This is a genomic window from Streptomyces thermolilacinus SPC6, assembly GCF_000478605.2.
Classification (GTDB): Bacteria; Actinomycetota; Actinomycetes; order Streptomycetales; family Streptomycetaceae; genus Streptomyces; species Streptomyces thermolilacinus.
The window spans coordinates 326,488-350,073 of sequence record NZ_ASHX02000001.1 but is presented as its reverse complement, the minus strand read 5'-3'; the positions used below and the strand labels follow the sequence as shown (position 1 = coordinate 350,073).

The window sequence follows — 23,586 nt, the reverse complement described above, 5'->3', positions numbered from 1 at the left end:
TGCGCCCCGCGCCGGTCGGGGTCCGCGGATCACGGGGCCAGGGCGCGGCGCAGCGCCGCGCCGACGTCGGCGATCTGACGCTGCGACACCGCGGCGGACATGATCGCCTGCGACCCGTGGAACGTGCCGGGCCACTGGTGCAGGTCCACCGACACGCCCGCCTGGAGCAGACGCAGCGCGTACGCGATGTCCTCGTCGCGGTTGGGGCAGAGCTCCGCCGTGGCGATGTACGCCGGCGGCAGCCCGGACAGGTCGTCGGCGCGCGCCGGTGCGGCGTACGGCGTGGCGGGCGCCGAGCCCAGGTAGTGGCGCCATGACGCCGCCACCTGGTTGCTGTCGCACCAGGGCACATCGGTGAAGTTGCGCCGCGACCACGTCAGCGGCCGGTCGTCGAGACCGGGCTCGTTGAGCAGTTGGAAGCGGATCGGCGGCCCCTGCTCGTCGCGGGCCCGCAGCGCGGTCGCCGCCGCGAGCCCGCCCCCGGCGCTGTGACCGCCGACCGCGATGCGCGCCGGGTCGACGCCGAGCTCGGCGGCGTGCTCGGCGGTCCAGGCCAGTGCGGCGCAGGCGTCGTCCAGGGCGGCCGGGAACCGGTGCTCGGGCGCCAGCCGGTAGGCCACGGAGACCACCACCGCCCCGGAGAGCGAGGCGAGCCGGGCGGCCCACGGGTGCTCCGTGTCCAGGTCGCCGCAGATGCCTCCGCCGCCGTGCAGCCAGACCAGCGCCCCCTGCGCCCGGTGCGGGCGGTAGATCCGCACCGGCACGTCCGGGTCGGCGGGGACGGTGCGGTCCTCGACCTCCATCCGGGACGTGTCGGGCGCCGGCGCGGAGGCCGCACGCTCGGCGAAGATCTTGCGCGCGGCGACCGGGTCGTTCATGTCGAAGTGCGGGAGGAACGGGACGAACGCTTCGAGTTCTGGGTCCATGCCGGCCATCCTCACCGCCGCCGCCCACGGCGGTCACCCGACATCCGTCGCGCATCCCGCCCCGAAGACGCACCGACCGGCGCACCCCCGCCCACCTATCCTTCCTCCATGCAGGCACTGGCCGAACGGCTGTCGGGACTCGACTCGTACGTGGACGGCGCGATCCGCATCGTCGCGTTCTACGACACGCTGATGTGCCGACGGGTGGACCTCCCGGCGCTCGCCCGCGCCTCGGCGGGCCTGGCCGAGTGCGTGGCCGGTATCCGCCTCCACGGTACGGGCCGGACGATCCGCGTCTCGCCCGACGGCGGGGAGGCGTCCGCCCCCTCGGCGCCCGCGTCCACCAGCGTGCCGGTCACCCTGGACGACGAGGAGATCGGCGCGGTGTGGCTCGAACGCCCCGCCCCGGTCGGCCCGTTGGACGAGGTCCTCCTCGACCGGCTCGCCATCGCCGCCGCGGCCGTCGTGGAGCGGTACGGCCCGGCCCGCACCACCATGGCCGACCCCGCCCTCGTCGAACTGGCCGTCAGCTCCGACGCCGACGAGGCGGCCAGGGCCCGGGCGTTACGCCTCCTGGGGTTCGCCGCCGGCCGGCCGGTCCAGGTCGTCGCCGTACGCTCGCCGCTGGCCCTCGACCGGATCGGCGGCCTCGTCTGCCCGGCGGGCCCGGTCAAGGCGGCGCCCCTCGCCGACGTGGGCGTCATCCTGGCCGCCCGAGTGGATTCGGCCCGCTTCCCGGCGGGTGTACGCGCGGGCCTGGGCTCCGCCGACGGCACAGGACCCGCGTGGCGGCAGGCCCGTACCGCCCTCCGCTTCACCACCGCGCGTCAGCCCGTCGTCCGCTACGCCGACCTGGGCGCGCTCGCCCTCCTGGCCGAGATACCCCCCCGACGCCGCACGCGCCAACCCCGACGTGGCAGCGGTCGCCCGTGTCGCCGACGACCCGGAGGACCTGGCGACCCTGGACGCGTACTGCGCCACCGGCTCCCAGCGCCGCGCCGCCGACCTCCTCCACCGGCACCACAGCAGCGTCGCCCGCAGACTCGAACAGATCGCGAAGACCCTCGGCGTCGAACTCACCGGACCCACCGGGCTGACCCGCGCCAGGCTCGCCCTCACCATGTGGCGGCTCCTCGACGACTCCGGCCGCGAACCTCACTGACGCCCCGCCCCCGTCGGGCCTCAACTACCGCTTCCCTACGCCGATTTACGGATGCCGCGGTAGCGCTCCCTCTGGAAAGATCACCCGGGCTGACTCGACCACAGGGGGGTACGGACGGATGACCCGGCGATGGCAGGCACCCGCGGCCGCACGCGCACACGCGGCGGCGGCACTGGCGGCGGCACTGGCGCTCTCGGTCGGCGCCTGCGGCGGCGGGACGAACGGCGGCGAACCGGCGGCGGGCGGATCGGCGCCAGGCGGACCGGCCGCCACGGCCACCCGGCCGGACCCGTCCCGTACGGGGCCCGGTTCCGAGGCGCCCTCGCCGCGCCCGGACGGTACGACGGCCGCGCGGTCCCCGGCCGCGGAGGGCCCCGGGGCGGCGCCCGACCTGGAGGCCGTCGCGCTGAGGAACGGCGACCTCGCCGAGTTCCGGATCGCCGACGTACCGCCCCTCAGGACCGAGCCGCCCGGCGACGTCGCGCCCGCCGCGTGCCGGGTCGTCGCCGACGTACGCCGGGAGGCGTACGAGCCCCGGCCGACCGCGATCGTGCGGCGCTACGCGATCGCGACCGGCGGCGAGCACCTCGGCACGGGCACCCAGGTGAGCCTCGCCGCCACCACCGAGGCCGGGGCCCGCGCGGTGCTCGCCGCGCTGCGGGACGCCGTGCGCGCCTGTGCCGGCGGCTACACCGGCGACGGGCGCGGCACCACCGCCGTCAAGGCGGACACCCCGGTCGACGTCGGCGACGAGGCCGTGGCCTTCACCACGACCGGCCGGGGCACCCCCACGGCGTACACACTGGTCCGCCAGGGCTCCGTACTCGTCCGCTTCGCCGCGTCCTCCGGCAGCGGCGGCGAGCCGCGCACCCCCCTGCCGGTCGTCGTCCAGCAGGTCATGAAGCTCCGCGCGGCCACCGACTAGCCGGACCGGACGGCGGAGGAAGAAGAGGAGGCCCCGCCATGTGGGGATGCCTGGCCCTGGTGCTGGCCGTCGGGATACTCGGGAAGCTGCTGACCTCGCCGCTGACCGTGTCCGACCTGATGGCGGCGCAGTCGCCGCCCCAGCAGCCCGTCTGGTGGGAGTGGGCCGTGCTCGGCGCCGTGTCCGTGCTGACCGCGCTCGCCGTGTCCTGGTCGGCCGGGCGCCGCCGCCCCGGCCGCGCGCTCGCCCTCGCCGTCCGCACGGCGCTGCTGCTGGCGCTGTGCGCCGCCGTGGCGCTGTGGGTCCGCGACCGGGTCGGCACCGACGACTGGACCCTCGGCGCGACCCTGGAGAGCCTCGCCGCCGGGATCACCGCCCTGGTGTTCCGCGGGGTCGTGCGCCGCCGCGAGCGCGGGAGGCCGCTGCCCGGCGAGGTGTGGCTCGCGATGGTGCCGTTCCGCGACAGCGACCAGGCGGCGCGGCACTACTGCGTCGTCCTGCGCCGCCGCCTCGGATACGCCGACGTCCTCCAGATCACCTCGCAGGACAAGGACGGCCGCCGCGGCTACCTGCCCATGCCCAACGGCGCGTGGGACACCGTCTCCGGCAAGCTCCACTGGGTGGAGACCGCGCGGCCGCCGCGCCGCGTCCCCTACCGCGACTTCCTCAAGGACCGGCCGCAGGGCCCCTGCCCCACCCCTACGTGGCGGCAGCTCCGCCACGGCCCCGCTCCGGCCGTACCACGCGCGCCACGTCGCGGTACACCCGCACCCGACGGGTCACGGTGAGCGCCGGTACGTCCCCGACATCGACGCGCCGGTACGCGTTCCCGGGCCCGACCGCCCGCAGGTCGACCACGCGGCGCGCCACCTGGTCGCTGAACGGCAGCCAGTCGCCGACCTGGATCTCGTACGGCATGACATCGAGGGCGAGCGTGTCCGCCGGGGGCCGCGCCACCCCCGCCGCGGGCGCCACCGGAACGTTCCGGTCGGCCGCGCCGGGCGCGGTGGGGGAGACCGTCCACCGGCGCCGTACGGAGAACCGATTCGCCTGAAGGGGCGCGGGGGAGGACGCGCCGCCGTCGGACGTCGGTGCCGGTTGCGGGGTCGGCCAGGGGGTGCCGCCGTCGGAGGGGGAGGGCGGCCACGGCGCGCGGGCCCGGCGCGGGACGCCCTCCCAGGGGTCGGGTCGCGCCGGGGGCGGGGAGTCCGGCCAGGGCTCGGCGGCCCGGCGGGGTGCGGGGTCGCCGCCGTACGTGAACGTCCGCCAGGCACCGTCGGTCTCGGGGCGGTGGGTCAAGGAGTTCCTTTCCGTTGCGGAGCGCCGGGTGCGCGCCGGTCGGCGGCGGCCCCGGCCCGTCGGGGCGGCCGCCGGTCCCGCACTGCCGGAGGGGGAGGAGGCACGGGTGTCCGGGCGGGTCCGTCGCGGGGGGACGACGACGGCCACGGGCCGGGACCGGGCGCTCCCTCGCCCCTCCGGGGGCGGCAACCAGCGTGGCGCGCCCCCGATCGCCGTGTCGCGGATTCGCACGAGATCGGTATCCGGATTCGCGCGGGGCGCGCGTCGGGATCGGTATACGTACGCGGTCACGGCGGCCCTTTGACGGGCGGCTCGTCCACGGGCGGCACCGGGGGATCTGCTTGCGGGACCTGACGCCCAGCTTCGCGAGGATGTGCTCCACATGGGCGTCGGCGGTCCGTTTCGAGATGACCAGCCGCTCGGCGATCTCCCGGTTGGACAGCCCGAGCGCCACCAGCGCGGCCACCTCGCGCTCCCGGGGGGTGAGCGCCCCCGCGCCGGGCGGCGGAGCCGGGCGGGGCACGGGCGGCGCGGAAGGTTCGGGCGGCGCGGGCTCGTCCGGTGCGTGAGCCGGGGCGGCGTCGGCCGGTACGACGGCGTGCGGGAGGACAACGGGGCGCGGGACGACGGCCTGTGCGATGACGACGGCGTGCGGGGCGACGGCGTCGGGCGCGCCCGCGTCCGGGGCTCCCGCGACCCGGGCTCCCGCGTCCGGGGTGTCGCGGCCGGGTACGTCCGGCACGTCCAGGTCCGCCCGTACCGCCGCCAGTACCTCGGGCCCGGTCATCCGCGCCCCCGCCCGGCGAAGCTCCTCGAAGGTCGCCGGGCCGAGGGCCGACCGTGCCCGCCGCCGCGCGGACAGGTGCTCCCGCAGCAGCGGCGGCAGGGTGGCCACCGGGTCGTCCCTCAACCGGTGGGCGTTCTCCGCGTACCCCAGCAGCCACGCCGCCCGCGCGTACCGTCCGTGCCGTGCCGCCAGCCAGGCCAGGACGCGGCAGGCGACCGCGGCGACCAGCGCCTCGCCCACCTCGCAGGCCGCCTCCAGGCCCTGGTGCAGCGGCTCCGCGCTCGCCTCGTACCCGCCCGCGAGCCACAGGACCGCGCCCCGCACGACCAGCGCGGAGGCGGAGAACTGCCGCTCGCCCGCCGCACGGAGGACGTCCAGGCCCCTCGCGCTCAGCTCCAGCGCCCCGGCCGTGTCCCCTAGGGCGGCCCGCAGCAGCGCCTCCTCGTGGTGCACGACCGCGATGCCGAGCACGTCCCCGGCCGCCACGACGCGGCGCCGCGCCGACTCCAGCCGCGCGAGACCGGCCTCCACGTCGCCGCCGAGGGCCGACAGCGCCGCCAGGTACGCGTCGGCGAACAGCTCCACCCGGTCCTCACCCGCGCGCCGTGCCGACTCCCGCGCGGCGGTGAATCGTTCCGCCGCGCTGGCGACGTCGGCGGTCCACAGGGCGAGCGCCCCCGCCGTGAGGAGGCCCCACGCCCGCTCGCCGCACTCCTCCGGCACCAGCGCCAGGCCCTCGTCGATCCAGCACCGCCCCTCCGCCGCCGCCTCCGCCGCCCGCCAGTACGGCCCGAGCCGCGTGGCCAGCCGCAGCCCCCGCACGGCGGTCCCCTCGGAGGCGTACGCGTGGCGCAGCGCGGCCCGCACGTCGGCGCCGCGCTCCCGTACGGCCCGGTGCGACGCCACCTGCGACGGCGTCAGCATCCCGGCCAGGAACCGCCGCCCCAGCTCGCCGTGGAAGTCCAGGTGCCGGTCACGGAGCCGGGCCGCGCACCCGGACCGCTCCAGCAGTTCCGCCCCGAACCGGCGGAACGTGCCCGGCAGCGCGTACCGCGTGCCCTCGTCGTCCACGCGCCGCAGAACCGATTTGTCCACGAGGCCGACGAGCGCCTCCAGCACGTCCTCACGGGCCAGTTCGCCGTCCGCGCACACCGTCTCGGCCGCCGACAGCGCGAACGGTCCCGCGAACACCGACAGCCGCGCCCACAGCAACCGCTCCTCCGGCGTGCACAGCTCGTACGACCAGCCGATCGCCGCCCGCAGGGTCCGGTGCCGTTCCAGGGCGCAGCGGCGGCCCCCGGTCAGCACCTCGAACGGCCGGTCCAGCCGCGCCGCCAGCTCCGCGAGCGGTACGGCGCGCAGCCGCACCGCCGCCAGCTCCAGCGCCAGCGGAAGCCCGTCCAGCCGCTCCACCAGGGCCGTGACCTGCGCCCGGTTGTCCGGCGTGACGGCGAACCCGGGTACGAGCGCCGCCGCGCGCCGCGCGAACAGCTCCACCGCGTCGTCCGTGCCCAGCGGCCTGACCGGCACGCACCGCTCGCCGGGCAGGTCCAGCGGCTGCCGGCTCGCGGCGAGGACGCTCACCCCCTCGGCCTCCCGCAGCAGCACGTCGCTCAGCGCCCCGCACGCGTCGAGGAGGTGCTCGCACGTGTCCAGCACGACCAGCAGCCGCCTGCCCCGCAGACGGTCCACCATCGCGTCGACGGGCGCCGTACCGGAACGTTCCGGCAGCTCCAGCACCCTCGCCAGCGTGGACGTCAGCTCCTCCGGGTCGCTCAGCGACGACAGCTCGGCCAGCCACACCCCGTCGGGGAACCGTTCCCACAGCCGCGCGGCCGCCCGCAGCGCCACCCGGCTCTTGCCCACCCCGCCGGGCCCGGTCAGCGTGACGAGCCGATGCGCGCCCAACTCAGTCGCGACGCGGTCCACTTCACCCGTGCGGCCGACGAAACCGGTGCGTTCCACGGGGAGCTCCCCGCCGCGCCGCTGTCCGTATCCGAAACGCATGCCACCCCCGTAGCGTGTGCCTGCCACCGACCACCCGCCCGCGGCGCGCCACAGCGTATGCAGCCCGAGGACCCGGAACCCCCGCCCGCCACCCAATCCACCCGATCGGGCCAACTCGACGGCAGCACCGGCCCGGCCCCGGAGCGCCCGCGCCGGTCGGGCCGCGGATACGCTTCCACGGCGCGGCAGACGCACGGCAGAACTCGGGGGAGGACCATGAACCGTCCATTGCTGTTCCTCGACGTGGACGGGCCGCTGAACCCCTACGCGGCCCAGCCGGAGAGACGACCCGCCGGGTACACGACCATCCGCGTGCCCCGGGCCCGCGCGGCCGGAGCGGAGGGCGAAGACGCCTGGCGACGGCGGCGCCCGCTGAGGGTCTGGCTCAACCCGGAGCACGGGCCGTCCCTGCTCCGTCTCGGCTACGAGCTGTGCTGGGCCACCACATGGATGGACGACGCCAACCGGTGGATCGGCCCGGTGCTGGGCCTTCCGGAACTGCCCTTCGTCGATTTCGGCGACGCCCTGCACCGAGAACGCCCCGACGGGGTCCACTGGAAGACCGGCGCGCTGGTGGACTACGCCGCAGGGCGGTCCTTCGCCTGGGTGGACGACGAGCAGAGCGGCCCGGACCACGCCTACGTGACCGCCCACCACCGCGGAGCCGGGCTCCTGCACCACGTCAACCCGCGGACCGGCCTGCGCGAGGACGACTTCCGCACCCTCGCCGACTTCGCCCGCGCCCCGGCCACCTCGCAGACCCCCGACTGACCATGTCCCATGCCGGTCATATGACCGGACCGCCATGGTGAGCGACGGTCACGGGAAGGCCCCTCTCGGTGAACGCCCACCACCCTGGATGGCCGTTCACCGGATGGGCCGGCACCCGCCGGGGCACCGCCCCGCCCGGGTTTCAGCGGGCGACCGCCCACCTTGCGCGGGGCAGTGCGGCGCAGGGCGGGGTGGCCGGGGACTCGAAGCCGAGGGGGCGGTGGCCGACGGGGTGTGCGGCGGACGGCCGGGGCGGGCGCCGCACTTGATGTCGTCCAGCAGGCGGCGCAGCGCGTCTGAGCCGTACGGGAGGGGCAGCCGGGTGTCCAGCGACGCCAGGGCCCTGCGCGTACGGTGCCACGCCAGGAGGGGGCGCGCTCCGGGCGCGTACCCCGCCTGGGCCACCGCCAGCGCGGCCAGCTCACCGTCGGCGGCGGCCCGCCGGCGCCCGCGCCGATACGAGCGACGCCGACTCCCGGAAGTGCTCGGCGGCCTGGGCGAGGGCGCCCTCGTGCAGCGCCAGGACGCCCTGCACATGGGTGAGCCGCGCCCGCGCCCCCCGGGGGAAGGGGCACGGGCGCGGCGGTTCGGTGGCGCCGGGCGTCAGAGGCTCCGCGCGGCGCGCCTGGGTGTCGGACGCCTCGCCCGGTGGCACGGGTCCCTGACAGCCCGGCCCGGTGTCAGAGGACCAGTTCGGGCTTGTAGTGGTCCAGCCACAGCGCCAGGTCCACGACCCGCTCCAGGCGCAGCCGGTGGCCCCACTCCAGGCGGTCGGGCGGCGTGTCCAGGCACGGCTTGATCAGCGTCTCGTCGGCCAGCGCCCGCACCTGGTCGCCGGTCAGCGCCTCACGCGCCATGTCCTGGAGACCCCGGTTGTAGTCGGGGTGGTGGGTCGCCGGGTAGTGGTTCTTCGGCCGGTGCAGCACCGAGTCCGGCGCGTACCCGGCACCGGCGGCGCGCAGCAGGCTCTTCTCGCGGCCGTCGAAGCTCTTCAGCGACCACGGCGTGGAGAACGCGTACTCGACCAGCCGGTGGTCGCAGTACGGCACGCGGACCTCCAGGCCCTGCGCCATGCTCAGCCGGTCCTTGCGGTGCAGGAGCTGGCGCAGCCACCGCGTCAGCGACACGTGCTGCATCACCCGCTGCCGGTGCTCCTCCGGCGTCTCGTCGTCCAGGTGCGGCACGGCGGCGAGCGCGGTCCGGTACGTGTCGGCGCGGAACTCCGCGAGCCCGAGCCGAAGTTCGGGGTTCATCGGCATTGCCGCGTCGTCGCCCGTGACCAGCAGCCACGGGAACGTCTCCGCGGCGAGCGCCTTCGGGTTGTGGAACCACGGGTACCCGCCGAACACCTCGTCGGCCGCCTCACCGGACAGGGCGACCGTCGAGTGCTTGCGGATCTCCCCGAACAGCAGGTACAGCGACGTGTCCATGTCGCCCACGCCGATCGGCGAGTCCCGCGCGACGACGACCGCCTTGCGGTGCTCCGGGTCGAGCAGCGCCCGGGGGTCGAGGATCACCGTGCTGTGGTCGGTGCCGATGAACGCCCCCGCCTCGGTGGCGTACGGCGTGTCGTGGCCGGTGCGCAGGACGTCGCCGGTGAACTCCTCCGCCTGGTCGCTGTAGTCCACCGCGTACGAGCGGATGCGCGCGTCACCGCCCTCCCGGCGGCGCAGCTCCTCGGCGAGCAGCCCGGTCAGGACGGTCGAGTCGATACCGCCGGACATGAGGCTGCACAGCGGTACGTCGGCCTCCAGCTGGCTGCGGGCGGCCGATCCGACCAGTTCGCGGACCCGTTCGACGGTGGCGTCCCGGTCGTCCCGGTGCGCGGTTGCCTCCAGCTGCCAGTACCGGCGCTCGCGGACGCCGCCCCGGTCGAGGACGAGCAGCCCGCCGGGCTCCACCTCGCGGACGCCGGACCACACGGTCGGGCCGGTGTTGAACAGCAGGCTGTACGCCTCCCGCAGCCCGTCGGCATCGACCCGCGGCCGGATCTCGGGGTGCGCGAACAGCGCCTTCGGCTCCGACGCGAACGCCACACCGCCGCTGACCTCGGCCCAGAACAGCGGCTTCACGCCCAGCCGGTCGCGCACCAGCAGCAGCCGCTGCTCCCGTTCGTCCCACACGGCGAACGCGAACATGCCCTCCAGATGGTCGGCCATCGCCTCGCCCCACTGGGCGTACGCGCGCAGCACGACCTCCGTGTCGCTGCGCGTGTGGAAGACATGGCCGAGATTCCGCAGCTCGGCGCGCAGCTCGTGGTGGTTGTACACCTCGCCGCTGTACGTGAGGACGACGGCGGGGTCGTCGGGGCGGTCCAGCATCGGCTGGACGCCACCGGCGATGTCGATGACGGCGAGGCGCCGGTGGCCGATCGCGGCCCGCTCACCGACCCACACGCCGCCCGCGTCGGGCCCGCGCGGGGTGAGCGTGGCGGTCATGGCCTCGATGACGGGCGCCTGGGACCGGGCGTCGCGGTGGAACGACACCCAGCCGGTTATTCCGCACATGGGGACTCCTCCTAGGGGCGGGCGCCTGAGCCCGCTTCGGTCGTCTCTGGGGGTACTTCGTCGGCGGCCGTCACGTCGGCCGACGTCATGCGGGCCGACGTCAGGTCGGGGGTCGGCAGGTAGGGGGTCGGCATGTCGGCCGGGTCACGCCGGTCGTCCGGGTGGGTTCTCGGCGGTCCGTACGGCGGTCGTCTCCCCGGTTGCCGCGCCGGTTGCCCCGCCGGTCGTCGCGGCGGGCCTTTCGGCGTGCGGGCCGTCGGCCGCCGGACCGGGCGGCGATCCGGGTGTCGGGCCGGACGCCGGGCCGGGCTCCGCGTCGGTCGTGCCGCCGGGCGGGGGCGGGGCCGGGGCGGGCGGCGGGGTCGTACGGCCCCGGAGGGCGATCAGCGGGACGGCGGCGCACGCGGCGACGGCGGCCAGGGCCAGCCCGGCGCGCACCCCGTCGGCCGGACCCGCCAGGCCCCACGCGGCGGTCGCCAGGGCGGGGCCGACGGTGAAGCCCAGGCTGCGGGCGAGCTGGAGCGTGGCGGCGACGGTGGCGGTGCGCTCGCGGGGCGCGGAGCCCATGACGAGGGCCTGGGTGGGACCGCCGTTGAGGCCCATGCCGACCCCTGCGAGCGCCAGCCGCCACGCGATGTCCGGCAGCGACCAGCCGTCGTCCAGCGGCACCAGCAGGAGCAGCCCCGCGGCGGTGAGGCACGCGCCCACGACGGCCACGGTCCTGGCCCCGTACCGGTCGGCGAGCCGCCCGCCGAGCGGTCCCGCCAATCCCATCCCGAGCGGGAAGGCCAGCAGGGTCAGGCCCGTGGCCGTCGCCGTGAAGCCCGTGTCCCGCTGGAGGTGCAGGGCCGCGACGTAGTGCATCGCCGCGAACGCTGCCGCCAGGCCCAGCACCGCCCCGTGGGCCGGGTACGCGCGCGAGTCCCGCAGCGCGCCGGTCACCGGGCGGCCGCCCGGCCCGCGCAGCCACCACCACAGCGGCGGTACGGCGGCGAGCGCCAGCAGCAGCCAGCCGGGCGCGTCGTACGCGAGGGTCAGCGACACGAGCAGCGCGGTGACCCCGGACGCCACGAGCACGGTGTCGGCCAGCGCCCGGCCGTCCAGGGCGCGCAGCCGTCCGTCCTTCGGCATGGCCCGCCACGCGACCACCAGCGCCAGCAGGCACACCGGGATCTTGACGAGGAACACCGCGCGCCAGCCCAGGTGGTCCAGCAGCAGTCCGCCCACCGCCGGGCCGGTCACGGCGCCCAGCGGGCCCAGCGTCGCGGGGACGCTCATCGCACGCCCGCGTGCCTCGGGCCGTACGGAACGGATCGCCAGCACCGGCATCAGCACGAACAGCACGGCGCCGAAGACCCCTTGGGCGAGCCGCGCGGCGATCAGCCACGACGCCCAGGGCGCGGCGGCAGCGAGGGCGCTGCACAGCGCGAACCCGCCCGCCGCGACGAGCAGCGCGGACCGCTGCCCCACCCCGTCCAGCCACCGCCCGACGGGCAGGAGCAGGGCCACTACGGGGAGTTGGTAACCCAGTACGGCCCACTGGGCGGTCGCCGCCGACACGTCGAGGCTGTCGGAGATGGCCGCGAGCGCGATGTTGACGATGTTCATGTCCAGCATCGCCACGAACGACAGCAGGCCCGCCACCGCCACCAGGAGCCAGCGGTCGACGGGTTCCGGCACGCGACCGGACGGTTCCGAACCGAAACCGTGGTCTGACACCCTCGGCCCTCCCCCCGTAGACGCGGCCGCCAAGTGGCGGCCTCGCTCCAGTAGTCGGTAGCCCTGGGACGCGGGTTCCCGGCGCCTGGGCGGACCGCGCCGATCAGGCCGGAACTCGTATGCGGGCAGGGCTCGTTGCGTATGGCACGCAGCCCTGTGCGGAGGAGGAGCACGGGCGGCCCGCAGGCCCGGGACCGGCACCGAACGGGGCGTGACGGGAGCGGGGGGACCCCTTCCGCCGGCGAGGCCGGAGCGGGACGGGGGCGACGGGATATGGCCGAAGCCCGCCGCCCCGCCGCCCCGCCGCCCCGGCGCCCGGCCACCCCGCCGCCCGCCGCCCGACGACCCCGCCGACCGACCAGCCGCCCCGCCGACCGTGACGGTCGCGTGGCGGCGCAGCGGACGGCGTCGCTGGTCTTACGGGGGAGGGGGAGTCCGTCGGCCACCCGCCCGGCCGGGTGCCGCGCGAGGCGGGGCGAGGGTGGTGTGTTCCGTGGCAGTTCGTACCGTCGTGGCCGACGGCTCCGCGAGGCCGTCGGTGGGGGACGTGCGGGCCGGCAGTCCGAGTCCGTCGGAGGCTGCGGCGTGAGCGGTCGCCGCCCGGCCGAGCATGAGGCCGCCGCCCATGGCCAGGACGGCCACGACGTGCCGCCCGCCGATCCGCGCGGGGGTGCCTGTCATGTGTCGTGCTCCTCTCCGGTCACCGGCCCGGCGCGGCCGGACAGCTGGTGAGGCTCCCAGGAGGGGCGTGCCGCCGTACGGGATTCCCGTCGCGTGTCGCCCGGTTGGCGTACACCACCCCAGGGCTCGGGTGCTCGGGTCGCGTGGAGTACCGGCCTGCCGGGCCCGCTGCGCGCCCGGCAGGCCGGGGAGCGGGACACGGACCTGGTGACCGCGTTCTCCGGCCGGCTGTACCGGGACCTCGCACACCACGGCTACGAGTGCCTCTCGCCGGACGGGTTCGCACGGACGGACGTCTCCGTACGGGCCAAGGCGTTCACCGGCGTGGCATGGGTCCGCGCCCGCCCCCGGCACCCGGACGGCACCCGGAGCCTTCTCCTACCCCGCCTGACCGGCGGGGTAGGGCGCCCCGGTGCGCGGCCCCGCCCGGCGCGCGTAGCCTGGAAGAGGACTCGGGGCCGGTGACTCTCACTGGAGGCGGACGACCATGGCAGGAATCGTCTGCAGAAACTTCGACAACGCCGACGAGACCCGCCCCTTCGAGGGCGGCAAGGGGCGGCTGGAACTGCTGAACACCGAAGGGGGCCCCGTCGGGCGGGCCGTCTTCGAGCCCGGCTGGCGCTGGTCCGAGCACGTCAAGCCGCTCGCGGGGACCGACAGCTGCCAGGCCGCGCACACCGGGTACGTGGTCAGCGGCCGGGTGAAGATCGTCATGGACGACGGCGAGACCGGCGAGGCGGGCCCCGGTGACTTCATCATGATCGAGCCGGGCCACGACGCGTGGGTGGTGGGCGACGAACCCTGCGTCACCCTCGACTGGACCGGCTTCGGCGACTACGCCCGCCCGGGCGCCTGACCGGCACGACCGCCTTCGAGCGTGACACCCCCGGCGCCGCGGCCGCCGAGAAGCATCCCCGGCTCGTCGGGGCGCGGGCGTCCCGCGTGGCACACGAGCCGGGGAGAGTGATCCGCACGCCCCCCGGCTCGCCCCCCCTTGCGGGCGGGCGCGGCCTGGCCGGGTCAGCCGTTGGCGAGCGCCTGGACGCGGTCGTACGCGCCGTTGAAGCGGTTGTGGTCGCCGACGATCGGGCCGGTCGAGGTGTACTGCCACATCGTGTAGTACGGCCACCCGGCGGGGAGTTCACCGACGGTGGTGTTGTACCGGGCGACCCACAGCGGGTTGGTCGAGCCGAAGCCGCCGTAGTTGCCGGTGCACTGCTTCCACCAGCTCGTCGCCGTGTAGATCACCGCGTCGCGGCCCGTGCGGTACTTGTAGCGGGCCAGGAAGTCGCGGATCCAGCTGACCATCCCGGCCTGCGTCTTGCCGTAGCAGGCGGGGCCGTACGGGTTCCACTCGATGTCGAGCGCGCCCGGCAGGGTCTTGCCGTCGCGGGACCAGCCGCCGCCGTTGTCGACGAAGTAGTCGGCCTGGGCGGCGCCGCTCGTCGTGTCGGGCGTCGCGAAGTGGTAGGCGCCCCGGATCATGCCGATGTTGTACGAGCCGTTGTACTGCTGCGGGAAGTACGGGTTCTTGTAGTACGTCCCCTCGGTGGCCTTCACGTACGCCCACTTCACGCCGCTCGTCCACAGGGCCGACCAGTTGACGTTGCCCTGGTGGCTGGAGACGTCCACGCCCTCCGTCTGGGCGGCGTAGGGGTCGGCCGGCGGGATGCCGCCGACGCCGTCGTGGGCGGCGACGCCCACGCCCATGCGGGCGGAGCCGCGCGGCGGCTTGTCGGGCTTGTCGGCGGCGTTCGCCGCTCCGGGGAGGGTGACGAGGAGGGCCAGGACGGCGAGCAGGGCCGTGACCATGGCGGTTCGGGTCGTTCCGGATCTGTGCACGGGCATGGCGTGCCTCCGAAAGTCTGGCGTGGACATGACAGATCGCGGAATCACGCTACGCACGTAGAACGCACCGCGGAAGGGCGGGGCGGAAACGCCGTTGGTCTACGCCTGTGAAGCCGCCGCCAAGCTGCGGCGACGGCCCCTCCGTGGCCGGAACTTTCACGCCCCGCCCGGCCACCGCCACCGCCCGCACCCCTCCCCCCCCCGGGGCCCGCCACGGCCCGGCCCGGCGCGTCCCCGCCACCGCCACCGCCCGCCCCGCGCCTCGCCGCACCCGCGTGACCGCGCCGCCACCGCCTCCCGCGCGCCCCGCCCGGCCACCGCCCCCGCCCGCCCCTGCAGCCCCCCGGCGTCCTACACCCCCGTCGGCGTCCCGTCCGTGAAGGTCTTGCTGCGCATGAGGAACTCGCCGAGGTAGCCGTCGTGCGGGAGTCCGGGGAGCAGGACATCGGTCGGGTGGTCCCCCACGTGGAGGTTCCGGATGCCCGGGTCCTGGAGCAGGCGCCCCACGAGTTCCCGGTCGGACGTGAGAGCGGTCAGCACCAGCGTGTCCCGCAGCGGGGCCAGGCCGTCGGCGCGGCTCCACGGCGCGAACCACACACAGGGGAACGGCATCTCCAGGCGCGCCTGCGGCGCGTCCGAGCGGTCCAGCTGGAACACCGCCGGACGCAGCACCGCGGAGCCGTCGCCGAGGTCGGCGACGACCGTGTCGCCGCCGAGCCACGCCCTCGCCCCGGCCGCCTCGGCGTGGAGGAACTTCTCCAGGCTCCGCGCCGCGTCCAGCTCCCGCACCGGCAGCACCGCCCGGTCGCTCTCCGGCGGCAGGGAGGGCAGGGCGGCCAGCCGGGCGGCGACGGCCTCGGCGACCGGAGCCGGGTCCCCCTCGACGAAGACGGCCGTGGTGTTCGCGCACTCGGCACCGCCCTGCCGGGTCACCGACTGGACGATCGTGTCGAGGTGCCGCGCGGCGTCGGTCTCCGCGGTGATCAGGATCTTCGCCCGTCCCGGCCCGTGCGGCAGCACGGTCGTACTCGCCCGGTACTTGGCCACCACCGCCTCGCCGCCGTAGACCATCGCCAGGTCGGCGCCCTCCACCAGCTCGTCGGCCACGTCGTGGCCGCTCGGCAGGAGTACGACGTGGTCCCGGCCGAACCCGGCCTCGTGCAGGGCGTGGACCACCCGGTGCGCGCTCACCGGTTCGCGTCGCGAGGGCCGTACCGCGACCCGGTAGCCGAGCGCCAGCGCCTCCGCCCACTGTGCGTGGACGCCGGGGTGGTTGCCCGCGGTGAGTACGGCGAACACGTCACCGCGCCGTACCCACGCGGCCGTCGCGGCGCCGCCCGACGCGTCGCGGCTGCCGCGCGGCCTGGCCTGGGCGGCGAAGCCGTACGCGCCGGACAGGCCCGCCGCGAGGGTGCCGGTGGCCTCCCGTACCGTCGGGAGGGGAAGGCCGCTCACCCGCGCGACGGTGTGTTCGTACCGGTCGACGGTCATCCCGCCGAGGGTGGCGGTGGCGAACAGCCGCCCCGCCTCGGCCAGCGCCGCCAGCCGCTCGCCCAGCGGCGGCGTCTCCGCCCGGCGCAGCGCCGCCACGGCGCGCCGCGCGTACAGGCGCGGCACCATGCTGAGCCGCGCGACCGGCCTGCCCGTGACGTCGTGGACGAGATCCGTCTCGTGCGTCCGGTAGGGCCCGGTGGGGCCGAGGGCGTCGAGGTGGAGCAGTTCCGCGGAGCCGGACATCGTCAGTACACCCCCTCGACGACGGTCGTGCCGCCGAAGGCGCTGACCGGCTTGATGCCGGCGACGGCGTCGCCGCCGAAGCCCTCGGCCGGGCGTATCCGGATCGCCGTGTCCCGTTCCAGGTTGTTGGGCAGCAGCATGCTGCGGCTGACGTGGCTCATGACCACCTGGCCGCGTTCGCCGTAGGGCACCGTCCCGCCGGTGCCCGGGTCGACGACCCGCATGCTCACGAAGGGGTACGGCGGGTCGAAGGTGGACGGCTCGTCGGCGGCGAGCCCCGCCCGCTCGTACATTCCGGCGCCGACCATGGTGCTCCCGTAGAAGCCGAGCAGCCGAGCCGCCGGGAACACCTCCTCGCGCAGCAGGCTCCGGGTGTCCACGTCCATCGAGGCGCCGCCCCAGATCAGGGTGTGGACCTTCCGGTTGACCAGCGCGGCCAGCTCCTCGTCGCCGCCCAGCGCCTCCAGGAGCGGCGGCGTGGTGAAGACGACACCGATGTCCTGCGTCCGCAGAATCGTTTCGACCTGGTCGAGTACATGCGCGAGATATCTCTTCGCCTCCTCCGGCCTGCCTTCGGCGACGCACTTCTTGACCCACCGAGGATCGAGGTCCACGGTGAACGGCAGGCCACCGCGGCGGTGCGCCAGCGACCGGCCCATGGGGCCGAACATGTGCGGACCGCTCGGGCCGATCGTCAGCCAGTTGGCCCCCCGGGGGACACCGCGGTCGTCCAGCACCCCGCAGTGCCAGGTGATCAGCTGGTCGTGGAGGTCGGGGAGCCAGGCGATGCGCTTGGGCGCCCCGGTCGTCCCGCCGCTCTCGTACACCTCCAGCGGGATCGGCCCGTCCCCGTAGCCCCGGGGGACGAGGTCCTCCACACGGGCGTCCCGCAGCTCGTCCACGACGTTCGGGAACAGCGCCAGGTCGGCTTCGGTGCGGACGTCCACGCGCGGGTCGAAGTCGAGGCGCTTGGCGCGCTCCAGCCAGAAGCGGGAGCCGGTCCTCGGGTCGAAGTGCCATTCCATGGCGGCGGCGAGCAGGTCCGGCATCGACGGCGGCCGGTCCCAGGGCTGGTCCAGCACCGGCAGCTCGCGGGCGGGAGCGGCGGACGGTCCGCTCCTCCTCCTCGTCGCGAACTCGGTGAGGACCTCGGTCACCGCGTCGGCCACCCGGTCCGCCTCGTCGTCGCTCATCACCAGCGGCGGGCTGATCAGGACCGTGTTCGGGTTGTTGCGGACGATGACCCCGGCGCGCTCCCGGACCAGGGGCGGTACCCGGTCGGCGGGCAGCGGCTCCCCGGTGGCCGGGTCCTGGGCCAGCTCGACGCCGATCATCAGGCCGGTCTGCCGGACCTGGCCGACGACGGGCAGCTCCTCCAGGCGGCGCAGCCGCTCACCGAGCCGGTCGCCGACCCGGGTGGCGGCGGCGAGGAGGTTCTCCCGCTCCAGGATCGCCAGGTTCTCCAGGGCCACCGCGCAGCCGGTGGCGTGGCCGCTGTACGTGTAGCCGCCGACGAACCCCTCGTCGCGGGTGACGACGTCCACCACCTGGCCGGCCACCAGCAGCGCGCCCATCGGGAAGTAGCCCGAGGTCAGCCCCTTGGCGGTGACGATGAAGTCGGGGGTCACGCCCAGCCGTTCGGCGGCGAACCAGTGCCCGGTCCTGCCGTACGCCGTGATGACCTCGTCGAGGATGAGGAGGATGCCGTGCGACGCGAGGAGTTCGCGCACTCGCGGCCAGTAGTCGCCCGGCGGCTCCACCACACCGGCCACGCCGAGGATCGGCTCGCCGATCATGACGGCGATGTTCTCCGCGCCGATATCCTCGATCGTCTCCCGCAGTTCGCGCAGGCAGAACTCGGTGGGGTCCTCGCCGCCGTACATCTCCGGGTGGAAGGGCATTGGCGGTGTCAGGTGCCGGACATGGGGCAGCATGGGGCCGAAGCCCTGGTGGAACATGGGCATGCCGGTCGCGGCGGCGCCGCCGTAGGAGACGCCGTGGTAGCCGAGGCTGCGGGCGAGGACCCAGGTCCGGTCCCGCTCACCGCGGCGGTGGTGGTAGAGCCGGGCCATGCGCAGGGCGGCATCGACCGCCTCCGCGCCGCCGCTCGTGAAGTACACCCGCTCCATCGGGGGCGGCGCCAGCCCTATCAGCCTGTCCGCCAGCCTGATCGACGGTTCGTTGCTGAACTCGTGGAAGCTGGAGTAGTACTCCAGCTTCGCCATCTGCCCGGCCGCGGCCTCGATCAGTTCACGCCGTCCGTGCCCGACGTGCGCGAGCATCAGCCCGCCGGTGGCGTCCAGGTACTCGCGGCCGTGCGCGTCGCGTAACCGGCAGCCGGAGCCCTCCACCATGACGATGCGATCAGTGGTGTCGCCGGGCAGGTGCGGGTGGATCAACCGGGACTGGTCCCTCTTCACCAGGAGGTCCGCGTCCGCGAGCGGCGCCGTCTTCGCGTGGAGTGCGGTCATCGCATCCTCATATCGACAATCGGTCGAACGTTTCATTTGCGGTGTTCTTCGCGGGGGATGCTATGGCGCGGCAGGGCGGAAGAGACAGCGACGTGTTCAACTGAATCGGGCCGGAGCGGAGGAGTCCTGCCATGGCCCGTCTTGTTCCGAAAGGTCCTGGTCGGGGGGTTGGGCGGGGCTCCGGCTGGGCCCGCGCTTCCTCGCCGACGTACGCGAACACGCGGCCCCCGCCCGGCGGGCCGCCCTGGAGTCCCGCGCCCTCGCCTGACCGGCACCGGAAGGTTAGGGCGGGCGGGCGGCGAGGAACACGGGGGTGCATGAGCGAGACCGAACGCACCCCCAGGACCGAACGCACCCCCAGGACCGAGCACGCCGCCAGGACCGGGCACGCCGCCAGGACCGGGCACGCCCCCGGGTCCGAGGACGCCTCCGGGACCGGGCACGCCCCGCGAACCGCCACGGAGCAGGTCATCCACGAGTTCGAGGAAGCCGAACTGCGGCTCGACCGGGATGAGACCGACCCGGACGACGCCGAAGCCGCCGACACGCTCACCCCCAGCCGCCCCGCCCAGGAATCCGTGCGGAAGCACCACCGCGACGGCGACCGAGCCGGACACCGCGACGGGGGAGCCCCCGCCCGGCCGGCGGACCGCTGAAACCGCCTCGGGTGAGGGCCCCCGGCCGATGTAGCGGTGCCCAACCAGCCTGGTCGGCGAGCCGTTGGGCAGTCTGTCCGGTGTGGGCGACGAACCGGGCACCGACGGCTGGCTGGAGGACACCCGCGTCTCCTACGACACCGTCGCCGCCGACTACGCGGAACAGGTGCGCCACCTCCTGGACGAGACACCCGAGGAGCGCGCCGCCCTGGCGCACTTCGCCGGCCTGGTGCGCGCGGGCGGCGGCGGTCCGGTCGCGGACGTGGGATGCGGACCCGGCAGGGTCACGGCCCACCTCCGGGGCCTGGGCGTGGACGCGTTCGGCATCGACCTGTCGCCCGGGATGATCGACGTGGCCCGGCGCGGCCACCCCGGCGTGCGGTTCGAGGTCGGCACGATGACGGACCTTGCCCTGGCCGACGGCTCCCTCGCGGGCCTGGTCGCCTGGTACTCGCTGATCCACGTCCCGGACGACGACATCGGCGTGGTCCTCGCGCACTTCCGGCGGGCCCTGAGGCCCGGTGGCCCGCTGCTGCTCGGCTTCCACGCCGGTGACGGGTCGCGGCTGAGGACGGAGGGCTACGGCGGCCACCCGATGAAGGTCCACATGCACCGTCGGCGGCCCGGCCGGATGGGCGCCTGGCTCGACAGCGCCGGGTTCGCCGTCGAGGCACACCGGACCCTCACGTCGGCCGAGAGCGCCCTCGGGGCCATCCTCCTGGCGCGCCGCGTCCGCTGACGGGCGCCCCGAACCGGGTCCGCGGTCTCCGCCGACGGCCGCCGTCCCACGCGGACGGGCCCCCGGAGCGGTGACGCGGCGGTACGGGTCCGGGCCGCCCGGCCGGGTTTGACCGGCGGCCGCCGGGTCACCCGTCAGGGGTCCCGTCGACACAGACCGTCACCCCGCACCGCGGGTGACCCCGGCCGCGGAGGAACTGGCATGGCCGTACGCCAACACCTCGTCCTGAGCCCGCCATCGGCGGTGTGGGAGGTGCTCAGCGACCCCGACAAGTACGCCGAATGGGTCGTCGGCACCGAGGAGACCAGCCCCCTGTTCGGGACGTGGCCCGAGGTCGGTGCCGCCCTGCGGTACACCGTCGCCCTCGGTCCCGTCCGGTTCGAGGGCACGACCGTCGTCCGCCGCCTCGAACCGCCGAACCGGCTCGAACTGGAGGTCAGGAGCGGCCCCGCGGGCACCGCCCGCGTCGCCATCGAGGTCATGGCCTGGGGCGAGGACACCCTCGTCATCGTGGACGAACACCCCCTGCGCGGGCCCGGCGCACGGTTCCACAACGCCCTCCTCGAATCGGCCATCCAGCTCCGCCACCGCCGCATGCTGCGCCGCCTCGCAGAGGTCGTCGAGAACACCCGCACGACGGCCGTCTGAGCCCATGCCCGACGCCGTCGTCATAGGGGCCGGACCCAACGGGCTGGTCGCCGCCAACCTCCTCGCCGACCAGGGCTGGACCGTCGAGGTCCTGGAGGCCCAGGACGAGCCCGGCGGCGCCGTGCGCAGCGACCGGGGCGTGCACCCGCACTACGTCAGCGACCTGTTCAGCTCGTTCTACCCGCTCACCGCCGCCTCCCCGGTCATCCGCTCCCTGCGCCTCCACGAATGGGGCCTGCGCTGGAGCCACGCCCCGGCCGTCGTCGCCCACCCGCTGCGCGACGGCCGCTGCGCCGTACTCGAACGCGACCCCGGACGCACCGCCGAGGGGCTGGAGACCTTCGCCCCCGGCGACGGCGCCGCCTGGCAGGGCCTGTACGACCTGTGGGAGCGGGTCGGCCCGGATACGCTGCGCGCCCTGTTCACGCCGTTCCCGCCCGTACGGCCCGGCCTGCGGCTCGCCGCCCGGCTGGGCGCCGCCGACGGACTGCGCCTCGCCCGCATGGGCCTGCTCCCGGCCCGCCGGCTGGGCGAGGAGACCTTCGCCGGGGACGGCGGGCGGCTGCTGCTCGCCGGGAGTGCCCTGCACGCCGACCTGTCGCCCGAGACGGCGCTCGGCGGCGGCTTCGGCTGGCTGATGTGCATGCTCGGGCAGAGCGTCGGCTTCCCCGTGCCCGTCGGCGGCGCGGGCGCCCTCACCGACGCGCTGGCCCGCCGCCTCACCGACAGGGGCGGCACGATCCGCTGCGGTCGGCGCGTCACCGAGGTGACGGTGCGCGACGGCCGGGCGCACGGGGTCCGTACCGCCGACGGGCAGACCGCCGCCGCCCGGCGGGCCGTGCTGGCCGATGTCCCGGCACCCGCCCTGTACGGCGGGCTCGTCGCCTGGGAGCACCTGCCCGCGCGGCTCCGCGACGACATGCGCCGGTTCCAGTGGGACTTCGGCACCGTGAAGGTCGACTGGGCACTCGACCGGCCCATCCCCTGGGCGTCCGACGGCCCCGCCCGCGCCGGGACGGTGCACCTCGCCGACGGCGTGGACGAGCTGACCCGCTTCGCCGCGCAGATCGCCCGGGGGCTCGTGCCCGACCGGCCGTTCCTGCTGCTGGGCCAGATGACGACCGCCGACCCGACCCGCTCACCCGACGGCACCGAGTCGGCGTGGGCGTACACCCATGTGCCCCGCACGGTCGTGGGCGACGCGGGCCCGGACCGGCTCACCGGCGCGTGGACGACGGGCGAGCAGCAGCGCATGGCGGACCGCGTGGAGGCCGTCGTGGAGGCGTACGCGCCCGGCTTCCGCTCCGCGATACACGCCCGCCGCGTCCTGGCCCCGCCCACGATGGAGGCCCTGGACGCCAACCTCCGGGGCGGCGCCGTCAACGGCGGCACGTCCGCGCTGCACCAGCAGCTGGTCTTCCGCCCCGTACCGGGCACGGGCCGCCCCGAGACGCCGGTACGGGGCCTGTACCTGGCGTCCGCCTCGGCGCACCCGGGCGGCGGCGTCCACGGCGCGCCCGGCGCCAACGCGGCCCGCGCGGCCCTGCGCAGCAGCGGCGCGTCGGCCTCGGCGCTCCTGGCGGCGGGAGCGCGGCTCACCCGGCCCGCCCGCCGCCGCTAGACGAGCCGCGGGTCCTCCTGCGCCGACCCGGACGGGGACCGGAGCCCTCAGCCGCGAGCCCGCTCCTCTCGGCCGGGCCCTCAGCGGCGAGCCCGCCGCAGCGCCCCGGCCGTCGCCGCGCCGACGGCCGCCGCCACACCGGCCCGCCGTCCCGCCGTGCGGGCCGTGCCGTGCCAGCCGCCGCCCACGCTGCCGGGGCCCGACTGCGCCGTGAACAGGGTGCCTTCGCTGTGCGGGGCGGCCTCGCGGCGTACGAAGAGGGTGCGGTCCACCTTGACCGCCAGGATGCGCTCCACCGTCCCGGGCGCGAGCGCCGCCGCCAGCCGCAGCGACCGCGCCGACACGCCCACGAACACGGTGCGCCGCGGCCTGCGGACGGTGCCCACGATCGCCCGCGCCACCCGGCGCGCCGTGTAGACGGGCGGCATGGCCCGCACCCGGCGGCCGGTGCGGTTGGCGAGGTGCTGGAAGAACGGCGTGTCGGTGGTCGCCGGGAGCACCGTGCACACACGCACGTTCCGCTCGCCCGCGAGCCGCAGCTCCTGCCGCAGCGAGGCGTCGAACGCCAGCACCGCGTGCTTCGAGATCGTGTACGCGCTGTTGTACGGCGACGAGACAAGGCCCAGCACCGACGACACGTCCACCAGCACGCCCGCGCCCTGCCGCCGCATCACCGGCAGCGCCGCCCGCGCCCCGTTGAGGCATCCGACGACGTTCACGTCCAGCACGCGGCGCACCTCGTCGGCCGGTACGTCCTCCACGGCGCCGAACACGGCGACGGCCGCCGCGTTCACCCAGACGTCGATCCGCCCGAACTCGCCTACCGCCCGCCGGGCCAGCTCCGCGACCGCCGCCTCGTCCGCCACGTCCACGGGCTGGACGACGGCCCGGGCGCCGCGCCGGGCGCGGCACTCGTCGGCGACCGCCTCCAGCCCCTCCGCACCGCGCGCGGCGAGCACCAGCGCGGCGCCGTGCCGGGCGAACTCCAGCGCGGTCGCCCTGCCGATCCCGCTGGACGCCCCGGTGACGACCACGACCAGATCCTTGGTGTGCACGGCGACCTCCGTCGTCCCTCGACAGGT

General features: G+C 75.7%; 19 protein-coding genes and 1 pseudogene. 9 read left to right on the top strand and 11 right to left on the bottom strand.

The annotated features are described in order from the left end of the window. Window positions 1–29: 29 nt before the first annotated feature. Window positions 30–926, bottom strand: a complete 897-nt coding sequence (locus J116_RS01570) for an alpha/beta hydrolase (protein WP_028964783.1) — start codon at window positions 924–926, stop codon at window positions 30–32. 179 nt (window positions 927–1,105) lie between these two features. Continuing rightward, window positions 1,106–1,423 (bottom strand): hypothetical protein, encoded by a 318-nt coding sequence (locus tag J116_RS30605; RefSeq protein WP_235617300.1) that lies wholly within the window; start codon window positions 1,421–1,423, stop codon window positions 1,106–1,108. A gap of 416 nt (window positions 1,424–1,839) precedes the next feature. Between J116_RS30605 and J116_RS30600 the strand changes: the two genes are divergently transcribed. From J116_RS30600 to J116_RS31340, 3 genes are all read left to right on the top strand, one after another. Next, window positions 1,840–2,088: a helix-turn-helix domain-containing protein gene (locus tag J116_RS30600; RefSeq protein ID WP_023591120.1), complete on the top strand. Its 249-nt coding sequence runs from the start codon at window positions 1,840–1,842 to the stop codon at window positions 2,086–2,088. 118 nt (window positions 2,089–2,206) lie between these two features. Continuing rightward, the gene (locus tag J116_RS01560; protein ID WP_023591121.1) at window positions 2,207–3,013 is read left to right on the top strand and encodes a sensor domain-containing protein; all 807 of its coding nucleotides are present in this window, start codon (window positions 2,207–2,209) and stop codon (window positions 3,011–3,013) included. Between the two features lie 38 nt (window positions 3,014–3,051). Next, entirely contained in the window at window positions 3,052–3,801 is a 750-nt protein-coding gene (locus J116_RS31340; protein ID WP_023591122.1) for a hypothetical protein, read from the top strand. A gap of 845 nt (window positions 3,802–4,646) precedes the next feature. Here J116_RS31340 and J116_RS31170 read toward each other — a convergent pair. Beyond that, window positions 4,647–7,106, bottom strand: a pseudogene (locus J116_RS31170) (LuxR C-terminal-related transcriptional regulator); the annotation flags it as partial. Between the two features lie 216 nt (window positions 7,107–7,322). Here J116_RS31170 and J116_RS01550 point away from each other — a divergent pair. Further along, a complete protein-coding gene (locus J116_RS01550; protein WP_023591124.1) occupies window positions 7,323–7,877 on the top strand; it encodes a hypothetical protein in 555 nt (184 codons plus the stop codon). Window positions 7,878–8,298: 421 nt separating this feature from the next. On the opposite strand, the gene J116_RS01545 is transcribed toward J116_RS01550, so the two are convergent. The 4 genes from J116_RS01545 to J116_RS29675 all read right to left on the bottom strand — a co-directional run bounded on the left by J116_RS01545 (window position 8,299) and on the right by J116_RS29675 (window position 12,784). Beyond that, window positions 8,299–8,532 carry a hypothetical protein gene (locus J116_RS01545; RefSeq protein WP_023591125.1) on the bottom strand — a complete coding sequence of 78 codons (234 nt, stop codon included), beginning with the start codon at window positions 8,530–8,532 and terminating at the stop codon, window positions 8,299–8,301. Between the two features lie 25 nt (window positions 8,533–8,557). After that, window positions 8,558–10,384 carry an asparagine synthase (glutamine-hydrolyzing) gene (gene asnB, locus J116_RS01540; RefSeq protein WP_023591126.1) on the bottom strand — a complete coding sequence of 609 codons (1,827 nt, stop codon included), beginning with the start codon at window positions 10,382–10,384 and terminating at the stop codon, window positions 8,558–8,560. A gap of 144 nt (window positions 10,385–10,528) precedes the next feature. Further along, the gene (locus tag J116_RS01535; RefSeq protein ID WP_023591127.1) at window positions 10,529–12,064 is read right to left on the bottom strand and encodes an MFS transporter; all 1,536 of its coding nucleotides are present in this window, start codon (window positions 12,062–12,064) and stop codon (window positions 10,529–10,531) included. A 456-nt stretch (window positions 12,065–12,520) separates the two neighbouring features. Continuing rightward, on the bottom strand, window positions 12,521–12,784 hold the full coding sequence (locus tag J116_RS29675) for a hypothetical protein (RefSeq protein WP_023591128.1): 264 nt from the start codon (window positions 12,782–12,784) through the stop codon (window positions 12,521–12,523). A gap of 487 nt (window positions 12,785–13,271) precedes the next feature. Here J116_RS29675 and J116_RS01530 point away from each other — a divergent pair, with 487 nt between their 5' ends. Further along, a complete protein-coding gene (locus J116_RS01530) occupies window positions 13,272–13,640 on the top strand; it encodes a cupin domain-containing protein (RefSeq protein WP_023591129.1) in 369 nt (122 codons plus the stop codon). A 164-nt stretch (window positions 13,641–13,804) separates the two neighbouring features. On the opposite strand, the gene J116_RS01525 is transcribed toward J116_RS01530, so the two are convergent. The 3 genes from J116_RS01525 to J116_RS31335 all read right to left on the bottom strand — a co-directional run bounded on the left by J116_RS01525 (window position 13,805) and on the right by J116_RS31335 (window position 18,840). Beyond that, window positions 13,805–14,632 carry a lysozyme gene (locus J116_RS01525; protein WP_028964784.1) on the bottom strand — a complete coding sequence of 276 codons (828 nt, stop codon included), beginning with the start codon at window positions 14,630–14,632 and terminating at the stop codon, window positions 13,805–13,807. A gap of 351 nt (window positions 14,633–14,983) precedes the next feature. Continuing rightward, window positions 14,984–16,369: an aldehyde dehydrogenase family protein gene (locus J116_RS01520; RefSeq protein WP_023591131.1), complete on the bottom strand. Its 1,386-nt coding sequence runs from the start codon at window positions 16,367–16,369 to the stop codon at window positions 14,984–14,986. A 2-nt stretch (window positions 16,370–16,371) separates the two neighbouring features. Beyond that, window positions 16,372–18,840, bottom strand: coding sequence for an aminotransferase class III-fold pyridoxal phosphate-dependent enzyme (locus J116_RS31335; protein WP_069818279.1), 2,469 nt, complete (start codon window positions 18,838–18,840; stop codon window positions 16,372–16,374). A gap of 317 nt (window positions 18,841–19,157) precedes the next feature. Here J116_RS31335 and J116_RS01510 point away from each other — a divergent pair, with 317 nt between their 5' ends. The 4 genes from J116_RS01510 (at window position 19,158) to J116_RS01495 (ending at window position 22,504) form a co-directional block, all read left to right on the top strand. Next, window positions 19,158–19,496, top strand: a complete 339-nt coding sequence (locus J116_RS01510) for a hypothetical protein (protein ID WP_023591132.1) — start codon at window positions 19,158–19,160, stop codon at window positions 19,494–19,496. Window positions 19,497–19,578: 82 nt separating this feature from the next. Then, window positions 19,579–20,235, top strand: a complete 657-nt coding sequence (locus J116_RS01505; protein ID WP_023591133.1) for a class I SAM-dependent methyltransferase — start codon at window positions 19,579–19,581, stop codon at window positions 20,233–20,235. Window positions 20,236–20,436: 201 nt separating this feature from the next. Beyond that, window positions 20,437–20,883: an SRPBCC family protein gene (locus J116_RS01500; protein ID WP_023591134.1), complete on the top strand. Its 447-nt coding sequence runs from the start codon at window positions 20,437–20,439 to the stop codon at window positions 20,881–20,883. Window positions 20,884–20,887: 4 nt separating this feature from the next. Next, complete coding sequence (locus J116_RS01495) at window positions 20,888–22,504, top strand: phytoene desaturase family protein (protein WP_023591135.1); 1,617 nt, start codon at window positions 20,888–20,890, stop codon at window positions 22,502–22,504. An 80-nt stretch (window positions 22,505–22,584) separates the two neighbouring features. On the opposite strand, the gene J116_RS01490 is transcribed toward J116_RS01495, so the two are convergent. Continuing rightward, entirely contained in the window at window positions 22,585–23,559 is a 975-nt protein-coding gene (locus J116_RS01490) for an SDR family oxidoreductase (RefSeq protein WP_023591136.1), read from the bottom strand. Between the last annotated feature and the right edge of the window lie 27 nt (window positions 23,560–23,586).